Source organism: Streptomyces sp. C (assembly GCF_000158895.1).
Lineage (GTDB): Bacteria > Actinomycetota > Actinomycetes > Streptomycetales > Streptomycetaceae > Streptomyces > Streptomyces racemochromogenes.
In genome coordinates, this window is the sequence record NZ_GG657750.1 from 587,254 (window position 1) to 602,081 (window position 14,828).

General features: G+C 71.9%; 9 protein-coding genes and 1 pseudogene. 9 read left to right on the forward strand and 1 reads right to left on the reverse strand.

Annotation, left to right across the window (positions count from 1 at the left end):
- Window positions 1–40: 40 nt before the first annotated feature.
- The 6 genes from SSNG_RS02790 to SSNG_RS02815 all read left to right on the forward strand — a co-directional run bounded on the left by SSNG_RS02790 (window position 41) and on the right by SSNG_RS02815 (window position 6,253).
- Window positions 41–1,063, forward strand: coding sequence for an asparaginase (locus SSNG_RS02790; protein ID WP_042800438.1), 1,023 nt, complete (start codon window positions 41–43; stop codon window positions 1,061–1,063).
- 61 nt (window positions 1,064–1,124) lie between these two features.
- Window positions 1,125–2,534 (forward strand): aspartate ammonia-lyase, encoded by a 1,410-nt coding sequence (gene aspA, locus SSNG_RS02795; RefSeq protein WP_007262272.1) that lies wholly within the window; start codon window positions 1,125–1,127, stop codon window positions 2,532–2,534.
- A gap of 129 nt (window positions 2,535–2,663) precedes the next feature.
- Window positions 2,664–4,445: an ABC transporter ATP-binding protein gene (locus tag SSNG_RS02800; RefSeq protein ID WP_042802823.1), complete on the forward strand. Its 1,782-nt coding sequence runs from the start codon at window positions 2,664–2,666 to the stop codon at window positions 4,443–4,445.
- Between the two features lie 16 nt (window positions 4,446–4,461).
- The gene (locus SSNG_RS02805; protein WP_007262274.1) at window positions 4,462–4,980 is read left to right on the forward strand and encodes a cation:proton antiporter; all 519 of its coding nucleotides are present in this window, start codon (window positions 4,462–4,464) and stop codon (window positions 4,978–4,980) included.
- Window positions 4,981–5,060: 80 nt separating this feature from the next.
- Complete coding sequence (locus tag SSNG_RS02810; RefSeq protein ID WP_007262275.1) at window positions 5,061–5,663, forward strand: SigE family RNA polymerase sigma factor; 603 nt, start codon at window positions 5,061–5,063, stop codon at window positions 5,661–5,663.
- Window positions 5,664–5,848: 185 nt separating this feature from the next.
- On the forward strand, window positions 5,849–6,253 hold the full coding sequence (locus SSNG_RS02815; RefSeq protein WP_007262276.1) for a ribonuclease domain-containing protein: 405 nt from the start codon (window positions 5,849–5,851) through the stop codon (window positions 6,251–6,253).
- Between the two features lie 131 nt (window positions 6,254–6,384).
- On the opposite strand, the gene SSNG_RS02820 is transcribed toward SSNG_RS02815, so the two are convergent.
- Complete coding sequence (locus SSNG_RS02820; RefSeq protein WP_206731276.1) at window positions 6,385–7,620, reverse strand: DUF418 domain-containing protein; 1,236 nt, start codon at window positions 7,618–7,620, stop codon at window positions 6,385–6,387.
- Window positions 7,621–7,822: 202 nt separating this feature from the next.
- Between SSNG_RS02820 and SSNG_RS02825 the strand changes: the two genes are divergently transcribed.
- The 3 genes and pseudogenes from SSNG_RS02825 (at window position 7,823) to SSNG_RS02835 (ending at window position 14,797) form a co-directional block, all read left to right on the forward strand.
- The gene (locus SSNG_RS02825; RefSeq protein ID WP_042800442.1) at window positions 7,823–9,388 is read left to right on the forward strand and encodes a sigma-70 family RNA polymerase sigma factor; all 1,566 of its coding nucleotides are present in this window, start codon (window positions 7,823–7,825) and stop codon (window positions 9,386–9,388) included.
- Window positions 9,389–9,744: 356 nt separating this feature from the next.
- A complete protein-coding gene (locus SSNG_RS02830; RefSeq protein WP_007262279.1) occupies window positions 9,745–12,120 on the forward strand; it encodes a non-reducing end alpha-L-arabinofuranosidase family hydrolase in 2,376 nt (791 codons plus the stop codon).
- A 41-nt stretch (window positions 12,121–12,161) separates the two neighbouring features.
- A pseudogene (locus SSNG_RS02835) lies at window positions 12,162–14,797 on the forward strand (RICIN domain-containing protein).
- Window positions 14,798–14,828 lie beyond the last annotated feature (31 nt).

Below are 14,828 nucleotides of genomic sequence, written 5' to 3' on the forward strand. Positions count from 1 at the left end.
GCCCCCGGTCAGCAGCGACCCACCACAGAACGAGGCAGTGATGCGCAGCAGTTTCCTCGCGGACGCGCCCGCGATCCGCGAGCCCGGGCACGTCCCCGTCGCCCATGTCGTGCGGGGCGGTGTGATCGAGGGGGTCCACTACGGTTCCGTCGTCGTCCTCGGCAGCGGGGGCGAGGTCCGGACGGGCGTCGGAGACGTCGAGGCCGCCTGCTATCCGCGCTCGGCGCTCAAGCCGGTCCAGGCCGTCGCGATGGTGCGGGCCGGACTGCCGCTCGACGGGGGCCTGCTCTCCCTCGCGATGGGCAGTCACTCGGGCGAGGAGCACCACCTCGCGGGTACCCGGCTGATCCTCGAGCTGGCCGGTCTCACCGAGGCCGACCTGCGCAACGTGCCCGACCTGCCCTACGGCCCGGCCGTCCGGGACGCCTGGGTGCGTGAGGGCCGAGGGCCGTCCCGGCTCGCCCACAACTGTTCCGGCAAGCACGCGGCGATGCTGTACCTGTGCAAGCTGTCCGGGTGGCCCCTGGAGAGCTACCTCGATGCGGACCACCCGCTCCAGAGGGCGATCGCCGAGACCGTCGGGGAACTCACCGGCCAGCACATCGCGAACGTCACCGTCGACGGCTGCGGATCCCCGCTGTTCGCGGTGTCCCTGCACGGCCTGGCCCGCGCCGCGGCCCGCATCGCCACGGCCGCGCCGGACACCGCCGAGCACCGCGTGGCGAACGCGCTGCGCCTCCACCCGGAGATGGCCTCCGGTACCGGGCGGGACACCGCCGCACTGATGCGCGCGGTGCCCGGGCTGCTGGCCAAGGACGGCTTCGAGGGCGTCCAGGTCGCCGCGCTGCCCGACGGCCGGGCCGTCGCCGTGAAGATCGCCGACGGGGCCGGCCGGGCGCGCATCGCGGTGACGGCCGCCGCCCTCGCCCGTGCGGGAGTCGAGCCCCGGCTGCTCGCCGGGTTCGCGGGCGAGCCGGTGACCGGCGGCGGCCGGACCGTCGGGGCCATCCGCCCGGTGGCGGCCCTGGACCCGCCCGGCCCCCCTGCCACCCCGACCGCCTGACTCCCGTTCGCCCCCTTCACCACCTTTGATCCGCCCACCTCAGGAAGAGGACCGCACACCCATGACCGCCTCCAGCCGCAGTGAACACGACCTGCTCGGAGACCGCGACATCCCCGCCGACGCCTACTGGGGCGTCCACACCCTGCGCGCCACCGAGAACTTCCCCATCACCGGCACGCCGATCTCCGCCTACCCGCACCTGATCGACGCCCTCGCCGCCGTCAAGGAGGCCGCCGCCCTCGCCAACGGGGAACTCGGCCTGCTGGAGCCCGCGAAGGCAGCCGTCATCGTCGCCGCCTGCCAGGAGATCCGCGGCGGCAAGCTCCACGACCAGTTCGTCGTCGACGTCATCCAGGGCGGCGCGGGCACCTCGACCAACATGAACGCCAACGAGGTCATCGCCAACCGGGCGCTGGAGCTGCTGGGCCACACCAGGGGCGAGTACGGGCACCTGCACCCCAACGAGGACGTCAACCTCGGCCAGTCCACCAACGACGTCTACCCGACCGCGGTGCGGATCGCGACCGTCTTCGCGGTGCGCGGACTGCTCGACGCCATGGCCGTCCTGCAGAAGGCCTTCGCCGGCAAGGCCGCCGAGTTCCACGACGTCCTGAAGATGGGCCGTACCCAGCTCCAGGACGCCGTGCCGATGACGCTCGGGCAGGAGTTCTCCGCCTTCGCCGTCATGCTGGACGAGGACCGCAGCCGGCTCGCGGAAGCCCTCGGACTCATCCACGAGATCAACCTCGGCGCCACCGCCATCGGCACCGGTCTCAACGCCCCGGCCGGTTACGCCGAGGCCGCCCGCCGTCACCTCGCCGACATCACGGGCCTGCCCCTGGTCACCGCTCCCGACCTGGTCGAAGCCACCCAGGACTGCGGCGCCTTCGTCCAGATGTCCGGCGTCCTCAAGCGCATCGCCGTCAAGCTGTCCAAGACCTGCAACGACCTGCGCCTGCTGTCCTCCGGGCCCCGCGCCGGACTCGGCGAGATCAACCTGCCGCCGGTCCAGGCGGGGTCGAGCATCATGCCCGGCAAGGTCAACCCGGTGATCCCCGAGGTCGTCAACCAGGTCGCCTTCGAGGTCATCGGCAACGACATCACGATCACCATGGCCGCCGAAGCCGGGCAGCTCCAGCTCAACGCCTTCGAGCCGGTCATCCTGCACTCGCTGTCGAAGTCCGTCACCCACCTGCGCGCGGCCTGCCTCACCCTCGCGGAACGCTGCGTGAGCGGCATCACCGCCAACACCGAGATGCTGCGCGCCACCGTCGAGAACTCCATCGGCCTGGTGACCGCCCTGAACCCGCACATCGGGTACACCGCCGCGACCGACATCGCCAAGGAGGCCCTCGTCAGCGGCCGGGGCGTGGCCGAGCTGGTCCTGGAACGGGGGCTGCTGCCGGCCGAGCGGCTCACCGCCCTGCTGCGGCCCGAGGTGCTCGCCGGAACCGGCCCCGCCCGTCCCTGACCGGGACTGAGCCGGCACATCTCCCGGGCCGTCCCCGCCTGCGCCGCAGGAGCTCCCGGCCACTTGGCGGGGGTGTACCCGACGATCGCCGGATGGCCGGCGGACGGCCTGGGCTCCCAGGCTGGTGGCATGACACAGCCCGCACAGGAACCGCACGTCCGCGAGACGCTCAAGGCGCTGTACCGGTACGTCCGCCCCCACCGAGGTGCCGTCGTGCTCGGTCTGCTGCTGGCGCTGACCGGGGCCGCCGGCGGGCTGCTCCAGCCCCTGGCCACGAAGGCGCTGGTCGACCGGCTCTCGTCCGGCGGCACGATCGCCACGATCCTGGTGGCCCTGACGGTGCTGGTGCTGCTGGGCACCGTCGCCGAGGCGTGCGGCGCCTACGTGCTGGAGCGGACGGCGGAGTCGGTGGTCCTGGCCGCTCGCCGCGGCCTCATCGGCCGGCTGCTGCGGCTGCGGCTCCCGGCGGTGGACCGGATGCAGCCGGGTGATCTGATGTCACGGGTGACCTCCGACACCACGCTGCTGCGGGCCGTCAGCACCCGGGCGGTCGTCAACGCCGCGACCGGCACGCTGACGCTGGTCGCGGCGGTCGTGGTGATGGCCTTCCTGGACGTCGTCCTGCTCGGCGTCACCCTCGTCGTGGTCGCGGTCGTCGCCGCCGGTGCGGCCCTGGTCATGCCGAAGATCGGACGGGCCGCCGAGCGCGCGCAGGAGGCTGTCGGGGAGATGTCCACGGGCCTGGAGCGGGTCTTCGGCGCGTTCCGCACGGTGAAGGCGTCCGGCGCCGAGGAGCGGGAGACCGCTCGCGTCGAGGCGTCGGCCCGGCGGGCCTGGCACCACGGCGTGCGCGGCGCGAAGTGGGAGGCCCTGCTGGGAACGGCGGACAACCTCGCCGTCCAGCTGGCGTTCCTCGCGGTGCTCGCGGTCGGCGGGGCGCGGGTGGCGTCCGGGGACGTCCCCGTCTCCACGCTCATCGCCTTCCTGCTGTACCTCTTCTACCTGATGGAGCCGGTGTACAAGCTGGTCGAGGCCGCCACCGCGTACCAGGAGGGCTCGGCGGCGATCGCCCGGATCGAGGAGGTGGACCGCCTGGCGGCGGAGCCGCCGACCGCGCGGCAGCCCGTACGGGCCCAGCCCCCGGAGGCCGTGCGGGGTCCGGCTTCGGTCCGCTTCGAGGGTGTGTCCTTCCGCTACGCGCCCGGGCTGCCGTACATCCACCAGCAGGTGGACTTCGAGGTGCCGGGCTCCGGGATGACCGCCTTCGTCGGGCCCTCCGGTGCGGGCAAGTCGACGGTCTTCTCGCTCCTCGAGCGGTTCTACGAGACGACCGGTGGCCGGATCCTGGTCGACGGCGAGGACATTCGCCGATGGCCGCTGGCCGAGCTGCGGTCCGCCATCGGGTACGTCGAGCAGGACGCGCCGGTTCTGGCCGGCACGCTGAGGGAGAACCTGGTCTTCAGCGCGCCCGACGCGACGGACGACGACGTCCACGCCGTCCTCGCCCGGACCGGGCTCGACGCCCTCGTCGCACGTCTCCCGCACGGCCTGGACACCCTGGTCGGGCACCGCGGGTCGAAACTGTCCGGCGGCGAGCGCCAGCGCGTGGCGATCGCCCGCGCGCTCCTGCGCACACCTCGGCTGCTGCTCCTGGACGAGGCGACCTCGCAGCTCGACGCCGTCAACGAGCTGGCGCTGAGGGACGCCATCGCCGAGACGGCACGGGAGACCACCGTCCTGGTGGTGGCGCACCGCCTGTCGACGGTCACGGACGCGGACCGCATCGTCGTCATGGAGGCCGGCAGGGTCCGAGCGATCGGCACCCACGACCAGCTGGTGGACCGCGACGAGCTGTACGCACGGCTCGCCGCGACCCAGCTCCTGCTGCCGGCGGGGCGTCCCGCCGGGTGAGTCCTGGTGCTCGCGGGTGTCGTCACCGGCGTGTTCACGCAGAGCCAGATCGCTGCCGCGCTCAACTCGGAGCCGACCGTGCCTACTGGATGACCGGGCAGTCGAGGCGGACCCTGGCCTGATCGCACCGCTCCTCACCTACACCACGACCGTGGCGGTGGACGGGAACGGCTTCGTGGCGGCGTTCGTGTGCGGAATCGCCTTCCGGTACGTACGGCAGGCACCGGTCCGTCGGCACGGTGCCCAGGCTCCCGCCGCCTCGGACTTCCAGCTCATCGAGGACACCAACTCGATGATGACCATGGTCATGTGGTTCTTCTTCGGGAACGCGGTGGTGCTCGCCCTGAGTGAGGGCATCCACTGGCCCGTCCTTCTGCTGTGTGCGGCTGCGCTCACCATCCTGCGGATCCTGCCGGTCGCGCTGGCTTTCCTCGGCTCCCTCCTTGGCGGTGGGGGGTGGCCGCGGGCGTCTCACGGCCCCGTCAGGTGGCGGGGTGTCCGGCGGCCACCTGACGGGGTGCGGCCGGACACCTGACGGATTCAGGCCGGCCCGGCGGTTTGCGAGGGTGAAGCCATCAGCCGCCGCGACCCACGCTCACGACCCGGGAGGGCCTCATGACGTACACCGAGCTCGCCTCCGGGGCCGAGCTCCCCGGAGGCGGCGCACCATCGCGGACCGACTCCGGCGCGCGCCGCCCCGGCCACTGCCCGCCTCCCGGGGGCCACGAGTGGCAGGAGGACTTCACGGCGTACGTCCGGATGCGGCGCCCCGCCCTGCTCCGCACCGCCCGGCGCCTGGTCCCCGACCCCGCGGACGCCGAGGACCTGGTTCAGGCGGCGCTCCTGCGCACCCATGTGCGCTGGGACGGCATCGCCGACAAGTCCCTCGCCGACGGCTACCTGCGCCGCGTCATGATCAGCGTACGGACCGACTGGTGGCGCGCCCGCAGAACGGACGAGGTGCCGATGGAGCGCCCGCCCGAGCTCCCCGGAGAAGACGGCACGGTCCAGCTTCTGGACCGGGCCGAACTGCTGGAGGTCCTGACGGTGCTCAGCACCAAGCAGCGCGCCGTGGTGGTGCTGCGGTACTGGGCGGAGCTCAGCATCGAGGAGACCGCCGGGGCACTGGGCGTCTCCCCGGGCACGGTCAAGAGCACCCTGCATCGGGCGCTCCTGGTGCTGCGCCAGGAACTGACCGGGCGCGAGGCCGCCGCTTGAGGGACGCCGTGCGCCGTGCGCCGAACCGGTGGCCCTCCTGTCAGCGCGCGGCATGCGCCATGCACGCCGAGGAGTGAAGGGGAGGTGGCCATCTGGTTGCGCACACCGTCCGCCGAGCCAACTGGTTCAAGAATTAACGGACTTGGCGTTGACGTGCCCATGTCTACGCGCGTCATCATGTGGCCATGCAGATTCCCCCACGCATCCTCGCCCTCGGCGGCGCAGTCGCCGTCGCCGCAGCCCTCCTCGTCGGGCCCACCGCCAACGCCGCGCCCGCCGCGGCAACTCCCGACGCCATAAAGGCTGTTGGCAGCACCTGCTCCTCCGCGCTGCCCTCCCAGGCGCACGACACCCTGAGACTCATCGACGCGGGCGGCCCCTTCCCGTACCGGCAGGACGGTGTCGTCTTCCAGAACCGTGAGCGCCTGCTGCCCAGCCAGAGCAGGGGCTACTACCACGAGTACACGGTCATCACCCCGGGCTCCCCCACCCGCGGCGCGCGCCGCATCGTCACCGGTCGGCAGAGCCGGGAGGACTACTACACGGCCGACCACTACGCCACCTTCAAGCGGGTCGACTTCGGCTGCTGAGGCCGGCAGTCGGGCCCGTAACGCGGTACGGCGGCCCGCCTCCCCCAGGAGGCGGGCCGCCCGTGCCCACAGCCGGATCCCGGCAGCCGTCCCCGGGGCGGGTCGTGAAGGCCCCCCGCCCCGGCCCGGGATCACCGGATGTGCTTCGCCGGCTTGGTGGCGGCGTTGAGCAACGCCTCAAGCGGTCCGCGGCGGAAGAAGCGGGACCAGAGCGCCGCGAAGACGATCGCCCCGAGGATGAACGTGAGCACGGGTACCCAGGACACCTGGGTGCTTTCACCGGCCGGTATGCCGAGCGGGGTCTGCACGAGGAAGTGGCCGACGTAGGCCGTCAGGGACATGGTGCCCACGGCGACGACCGGCTTCGCCAGGCGCCGCAGGCGGGGCAGCCGGTCCATCAGCACCGTCGCGCCCACGATCACGAGGATCGCGACGCCGACGCTGCCGATGATGTCGAACGTCGTGCCGGTGTGCGGCCCGGCGGACAGCAGTTCCGAGGCCGACCGCGTGGTCTGGAAGGACCCGCTGCCCAAGGAGGACGCCGTCTCGGACCCGGCGGACGACTTCCCGTCCTCCGCCATGCTCCGCAGCGCGTCCTTGCCCGCCAGCAGCAGGGACAGCCCGTACGCGCCCACCGCGAGGGCGGCACCGAGCGCGGCCAGCCGCCGCTGGACGGAGACGGCCGACAGGTCGAGGCGGGCGAGCGCCATCCCGGCGACCACGAACGACGTCCACGTGATCGCCGGGTAGAAGCCGGTGAGCAGCAGATCGAGCACACCCACCTCGCTGAGCTTCTTGAGCGGGTCGTAGGCGTTGACGCTCTGCTGGACGGACTCGCTGAGCAGCGCGTTCAGGACGAACGCCAGCTGCGGCGTGACGAGCGCGAGCCCCGCGGCGACGATCGCGAGAGTCCTGACCGGCAGCCGCAGCAGGGGCAGGGCGAGGAGGAAGTAGACCCCGTAGAAGCCGAGGATGATCACGCCCCCGTACTCCATCGCCAGCACGGTGCCCAGGGCCAGCAGGACCACGGCGCGGATCGCGATCCGGGCCTTCGCCTGCCGGCCCGCCAGGCCGGTCTTCGGCTCACGGCGGCCGGCGATCAGCATCAGCGAGAACCCGGCGAGGGTGGCGAACAGGACCGACGAGTGCCCGTCGGCCAGGTACCGGACCCAGGTGCCGACGCCGGACGTCGCCGACAGCACCGGGCCGATGTGGACGACGTACATGCCGAACACCGCCAGCGCACGGGCCAGATCCACCCCGACCAGGCGTCCCAACGAGGGGCCGCCCGCGGCCTTCCCGGCGGACTCGGGCGGGGCTGCGTGCCGTGGAGGCGAATTCTCCTGCGACGGCTGTGTCTGTGTCATACGAAGAATCTCCCGGCGCCGCGGGGAGGGGACCATCCGGCAGGCTTCGGTGCCACCCCCGCCGACCGGCCGGGACCGCCCCGCCGACCGGCGGGCCGGGACGGACGATCTCGCGGCCCGACGTACCCGGGGGCGGGGCACGGGCTTTGGCCGCACGCCGTCGCGGGCGTTAGGGTCTGACGCCGTAACGAGGAGGGTGGGCATGGGGCTCATGGACGCGGACCACGCGGACCTGGTCATCGCGGCGCAGGCCGGGGACGACCGGGCGCGCGAAGAGCTGATCGCCGCCTGCCTGCCGTTGATCTACAACATCGTCCGGCGAGCCCTGAGCGGACATGCCGACGTCGACGACGTCGTCCAGGAGACGCTGTTGCGCGTGGTGCGCGATCTGCCTGCCCTGCGCGCTCCCGACAGCTTCCGCTCCTGGCTGGTGTCGATCACGCTCCGCCAGATACAGACCCATTGGCAGCGGCAGCGCGTCTTCGCCGGCCGGACAGCCGTCATCGACGAGGCACTCCACCTACCGGACGCCGGCCCCGAACCCGAGGACGCGACGATCCTGCGTCTCCACGTGTCGGACGAGCGCCGTCAGATCGCCGAAGCCGGCCGCTGGCTCGACCCGGACCACCGAGTGCTCCTCTCCCTGTGGTGGCAGGAGCGCGCCGGACTGCTGAGCCGTGAGGACATCGCCGCCGCGACGGGCCTCACCGTCGCCCACGCCGGCGTGCGCCTGCAACGCATGCGCGAGCAGCTGGAACTGAGCCGGACGATCGTCTCCGCGCTGGCGGCCCACCCGCGATGCCGGCAGCTGGAGGAGACCGTCGCCGGATGGGACGGTCTGCGGACGTCGGTGTGGCGGAAGCGGATCGCGCGGCACACCCGCGACTGCCCGGTGTGCACGGCGACGGCGACGAACCGGGTCCCTGCCGAGCTGCTGCTCCTCAGCCTCGCACCCCTGGCCGTCCCTGCCGGACTCATCGCCACGCTGACCGCCAAGGGCCTGCTGTCGGGTGCGGCCGCGAGTGCCGCCGGGACGGCCATGGTCCCCGTGGCCGCCGGCGCGGCGGTGAAGGGAGGCGGTCTGCACGGCGCGGTGGCCGGCAAACTCCACGCACTGACCGCCCATCAGCTGGCCGGCCTCGCCGTCGGCGCGGTGCTCGTCACGGGAGCCGCCACCTACGCGACCTGGCCGGAACCGGCGCCCCGGGTGCCCGACGTCAGCGCCGCTCCCGCGGTCGGTCCCACGGCCGGCGCCCCCACACCGATCCCCTCGGGCACGCCCACGCCGGCCGGACCCCCGTCGGCGAGTCCGTCCGCCGTCGCAGGAGGCACCGTTCCGCTGGGCGCACAGTCACTGGAGTCCGTGGACCAGCCCGACCTCTACGTGACGTATTCCGGTGACTTCGCGACGCTGGGCCCGGTCTCCGCGTCCGGCAGCGCGCCGGCTCGGCAGCGCGTCACGTTCACGGTGGTCCGGGGGCTGGCCGACACACGGTGCGTCACCTTCCGTGCGGCCGACGGCCGTTACCTTCGGCACCACTACCTGCGGCTGCGGCTGAGCACCGACGACGGCAGCGAACTGTTCCGCAAGGACGCCACCTTCTGTCCGCGCCCCGGGGTGGTCGCGGGGTCGGTGACCCTGCATTCCCACAACTACCCGGAATCGGTCATCCGCCACCGCGACGGCGGCATCTGGCTCGACGGCTCCGACGGCACCCGGGCCTTCGCCGGCCAGGCCTCCTTCGTCGTCCGCGAGGCCCGGTCCTGAGCACCGCTCGCTGAGCAGCAGGCCGACCGCCGGCCGGTGCCCCTACGAACAGCACCGTCGAGCGGCACGGCCTCCCCTTCCCCATGGACGACCGGACCGGCGGGCCGGGCGTAACACTTTTCTCCTGCGAGATGCATCACGGGGTGATCGCCGGAACCGCGCGCCTTTTTCGTTACGCGGTCCCGCTTTCGGAAGCCTCCACTTCGTGGGGTTCTTTCCGCCGCTCACCATGCGAGCCGGCGTGACGGGTGCCCCACCACCCATCGGTACATCCCCGGAAGAAGGCGCCCCATGACGCGAGATACCCGTGAACGCCGCACGCCCGGCACGCAGGAGCGAGACCACCGAGGAGCAGCATGAAGGGCCTGCACCGGCGCGGTCGGCGTCGTCGGACACTGACGGTCGGACTGTCGGCCGCGGCGCTGGTGGCCGGTGTCCTGACGCTCCTCCCCAGCTCTGCCGGAGCCGTGACCCCCTTGGGCACGCAGGCGGCGCCCTCGGGCAGGTACTTCGGCACCGCCGTGGCCGCCGGCCGGCTCGGTGATCCGAGTTACGCGGCCATCTTGGACCGGGAGTTCAACATGATCACCCCGGAGAACGAGATGAAGTGGGACGCCACCGAACCGTCCCGCGGCACCTTCACCTTCGGCCCGGCCGATCAGGTCGTCAACCACGCCGCGGCGCACGGTCAGCGCCTGCGCGGCCACACCGCCGTCTGGCACTCGCAGCTCCCGTCCTGGGTCAGCTCCATCGGTGACGCGAACACGCTGCGCGGCGTGATGAACAACCACATCACCACGTTGATGACCCGCTACAAGGGCAAGATCCACTCCTGGGACGTGGTCAACGAGGCGTTCGCCGACGGCTCCACCCAGCACCGCGGCTCGGTGTTCCAGAACGTGCTGGGCAACGGCTTCATCGAGGAAGCGTTCCGCACCGCCCGGGCGGCCGACTCCTCCGCCAAGCTCTGCTACAACGACTACAACATCGAGAACTGGTCGGACGCCAAGACCCAGGGCGTCTACAGCATGGTCAGGGACTTCACCTCACGTGGCGTGCCGATCGACTGCGTCGGGTTCCAGAGCCACTTCGGCGCCGGCGGCCCCCCGGCGAGCTTCCAGACCACCCTGGCCAACTTCGCCGCACTGGGCGTCGACGTCCAGATCACCGAGCTGGACATCGCCCAGGCGTCGCCGGCCCACTACACCAACGCCGTGAAGGCCTGCCTCTCCGTGGCTCGGTGTACCGGCATCACGGTCTGGGGGATCCGCGACAGCGACTCCTGGCGCAAGGGTGAGAACCCCCTGCTGTTCGACGGCAACGGCAACCCCAAGGCCGCCCACACCGCCGTCGTGAACGCCTTCAAGACCGCCCCCGGTACCACCCCCGGGACCGGCACCGGCACGATCAAGGGCGTCGCCTCCGGCCGCTGCATCGACATCAAGGGCTCCACCACGGCCAACGGAACCCAGGCGCAGCTGTGGGACTGCCACGGACGGGCCAACCAGCGCTGGACCCTCACCTCCGGCAAGCAGCTGATGGTCTACGGCAACAAGTGCCTGGCCGCGAAGGACAAGGGCACCGGCAACGGCACCGCGGTGGTCATCGAGGACTGCACCGGCGGCGCCGGCCAGCAGTGGAACGTCAACACCGACGGCACGATCTCCGGGGTCCAGTCCGGGCTGTGCCTCGACGCCGTCGGCGCGGCCACCGCCAACCGCACCGGGATCCAGCTGCACTCCTGCTGGTCCGGCGGCAACCAGAAGTGGACCGGCCCGTCCGGGGCGCCGACCCCGGCAACGCCCGCGCCGTCGGGCACGTGTGCTCTCCCCTCCACGTACCGGTGGACGTCGACGGGTGCGCTGGCGCAGCCGGCGAACGGGTGGACCTCCCTGAAGGACTTCACCCACGTGACGCACAACGGCAAGCACCTGGTCTACGGGTCGAACTTCTCGGGATCTTCGTACGGCTCCATGATGTCCGGGCCCTTCACGAACTGGTCCGACATGGCGTCGGCCCGCCAGACCGGGATGAGCCAGGCCGCGGTGGCTCCCACGCTGTTCTACTTCGCGCCCAAGAAGATCTGGGTGCTGGCGTACCAGTGGGGGGCGTGGCCCTTCGTCTACCGCACGTCGAGCGACCCGGCCAACCCCGACGGCTGGTCCGCGCCGCAGCCGCTGTTCACCGGCAGCATCCCCCGCACCGACTCCCCCACCGGCCCGATCGACCAGACCCTGATCGCCGACGACCGGAACATGTACCTCTTCTTCGCCGGTGACAACGGCAAGATCTACCGGGCGAGCATGCCGATCGGGAACTTCCCGGGCAACTTCGGCTCCTCGTACACGACGGTCATGAGCGACACGCCCGACAAGCTGTTCGAGGCCCCGCAGGTCTACAAGGTCCAGGGCCAGAACCAGTACCTCATGATCGTCGAGGCGAGGGGCGCGAACGAGGCCCGCTACTTCCGCTCCTTCACGTCCTCCAGCCTGAACGGTCCGTGGACCCCGCAGGCCGCCGCCGAGAACAACCCCTTCGCGGGCAGGGCGAACAGCGGTGCCACCTGGACCAACGACATCAGCCACGGTGACCTGGTCCGCGACAACCCCGACCAGACCATGACCATCGACCCCTGCAACCTGCGGTTCCTGTACCAGGGCAAGGCGCCCGGGGCAGGCGGCCCCTACGACCGGCTGCCGTACCGGCCGGGTCTCCTCACCCTGCAGCGCTGACCCGCCCCGATCCACAGAAACGCGCAAGGAGAACAACCCCCGTGAAGAACCCCCCGAACGCCGGGCGCCGCGGACGCCACCGCCGTCGCTGGACCGGGACCGGACTGCTGCTCGGTGTGCCCGCCGTCCTCGTGCCGTACCTCCTCTACGTGCAGGACGACTCGCAGGCCGCGACGGTCGACGGCGACGCCTACTACCGGCTGGTCTCCGTACGCAGCGGCAAGGTGCTGGACGTCAACGCCTTCTCCACCGCCGACGGCAGCCGCATCCAGCAGTGGACCGACCAGAACACCGCCAACCAGCAGTGGAGACTGCGGGCCACCGGAGACGGCTACTACGAGCTGGTGAACCGCAACAGCGGCAAAGTACTGGGCATAGCCGGCGACTCGACCGCCCGGGCGGCCGCCGCCGAGCAGCAGACCGACAGCTCTTCCACCTCCCAGGAATGGCGGATGGACGAGGTGAGCGGCTCCGACGCCGTCGTCCTCACCTCCCGCAGGAGCGGCCAGGTCCTGGACGTGTCCGGTGGCTCCACGGCCGACGGCGCGGCAGTCATCCAGTACCACGGTCACGGCAGCACCAACCAGCAGTGGAAGCTGGTGAGGACCGCCGAGACCAAGACTCCGGGATCCGGACCGTACACGTGGCGCAACGCCCAGGTCGTGGGCGGAGGTTACGTCACCGGACTCGTGTTCAACCCCCGGGAGAAGGGCCTGCTGTACGCGCGTACCGACATGGGCGGCGCCTACCGCTGGGACACCGGGGCCGAGCAGTGGATCCCGCTGACCGACTGGCTCGGCGAGAAGGACTGGAACCTGCTGGGCATCGACGCGCTGGCCACCGATCCGGTCGACGCCAACCGGCTCTACCTCGCCACCGGCACCTACACCAACGACTGGGCGGGCAACGGCGCGATCCTGCGCTCCACCGACCGGGGCCGTACGTTCCAGCGCACCGACCTGCCCTTCAAGCTGGGCGGTAACGAGGACGGCCGGGGGGCGGGCGAACGGCTGGCGGTCGACCCCTCGGACAACGGCACCCTGCTGCTGGGCACGCGCAAGAACGGCCTGTGGCGCAGCGGCGACCACGGCGCGACCTGGAGCCAGGTCTCGTCGTTCCCCGTCAAGGACGGGGCGGGCAGCGGCGCGGGCATCTCCTTCGTGACGTACGGCCCGGCCGGCAGCAAGACGGTCTACGTCGGCGTCGCCGACAGGTCCACATCCCTCTACCGCTCCACCGACGGCGGCAGCACCTGGCAGGCCGTCCCCGGTCAGCCCACCGGACAGATGCCGCAGCACGGCGTTCTCGCCGGTGACGGCTCCCTGTACCTGACGTACACCAACGCCCTCGGCCCCAACGGCGTGACGGGGGGCTCCGTGTGGAAGCACACGCCGACGGCCGGGGCGTGGAAGAACATCTCCCCGTCCCAGGGCAACTACGGGTTCTCCGGACTGGCCGTCGACCCGCGCAAGCCCTCCACGGTGATGGTCACCACCCTCAACCGCTGGTGGCCGGGAGGACGAGGTCTACCGGACCACCGACGGCGGCACGACGTGGAAGGCCCTGGCCGAAAAGTCGGTGCGGGACTCCTCCCGCCGCCCCCGTACGTGGGGCACCGGCACCGGGCACTGGATGACCGCCCTGCCATCGATCCCTTTCGACTCCGGGCACGTGCTGTACGGCACCGGCAGCGGCATCCTGCGCAGCAAGGACGCCAACGCCTCCGACAGGCGGCGGCACCAGCCACTGGAGCGTGGGCGCCCCGCGGGCTGGAAGGAGACCGCCCTGCTGGACGCGATCGCCCCGCCCGGCGGCGCCCACGTCATCACGGCCATGGGCGACCTGGGCGGATTCCGCCACGACTCCCTGACCGAGGTGCCCCCCGGGCGGCTGAAGAACCCGATGATGAGCAACAGCACGTCCATCGACTTCGCACAGTCCAACCCCTCGATGATGGTCCGCGTCGGCCGGGGCGGCGCGCAGGACGGCGCCTACTCCACCGACGGCGGCCGCAACTGGAACGGCTTCGCGTCCGAACCGGTGGCCGGCGCCGACAGCGGCCGGGTGGCGCTCTCCGCCGACTGCTCGGCCATCGTCTGGACCCAGGCGGGCCAGGCCCCGTACCGGGCGACCGACAAGGGAGCGAGCTGGTCGAGGGTCAACGGGCTGGGCACCGACACCCCCGTCGTCGCCGACCGCTCCTCGGCCGGGACGTTCTACTCCCTGGCGTGGCGGCACCCTGTACGCCAGTACCGACGGCGGGGCCACCTTCACCGCCCGCGCCGCCAACCTGCCCGCCGACGGCCGGCTCAAGGCCGTCCCCGGAGTCGCGGGGGACCTGTGGATCGCCGGCGGTGGCCAGGGGCTCCTGCACTCCACCGACGGTGGCCGCACCTTCACCCGGCTCGCCGCGGTGAAGTCCGTCTCCGCCCTCGGCTTCGGCAAGGCCGCGCCGGGCGCCTCCTACCAGGCCCTGTACCTGATCGGCACCGTCAAGGACGTCACGGGCGTCTTCCGCTCCACCGACCAGGGCGCCACCTGGCTCCGCGTGAACGACGACGCGCACCAGTGGGGCGGCATCGGCGGCACCGGCGTCATCACCGGTGACCCCGACGTCTTCGGCCGCGTGTACGTCGGCACCAACGGACGCGGCCTCCAGTACGGCGACCCGTCCTGACCCTTGCGCCCGGGCGCGGCCGCAGGCCCGA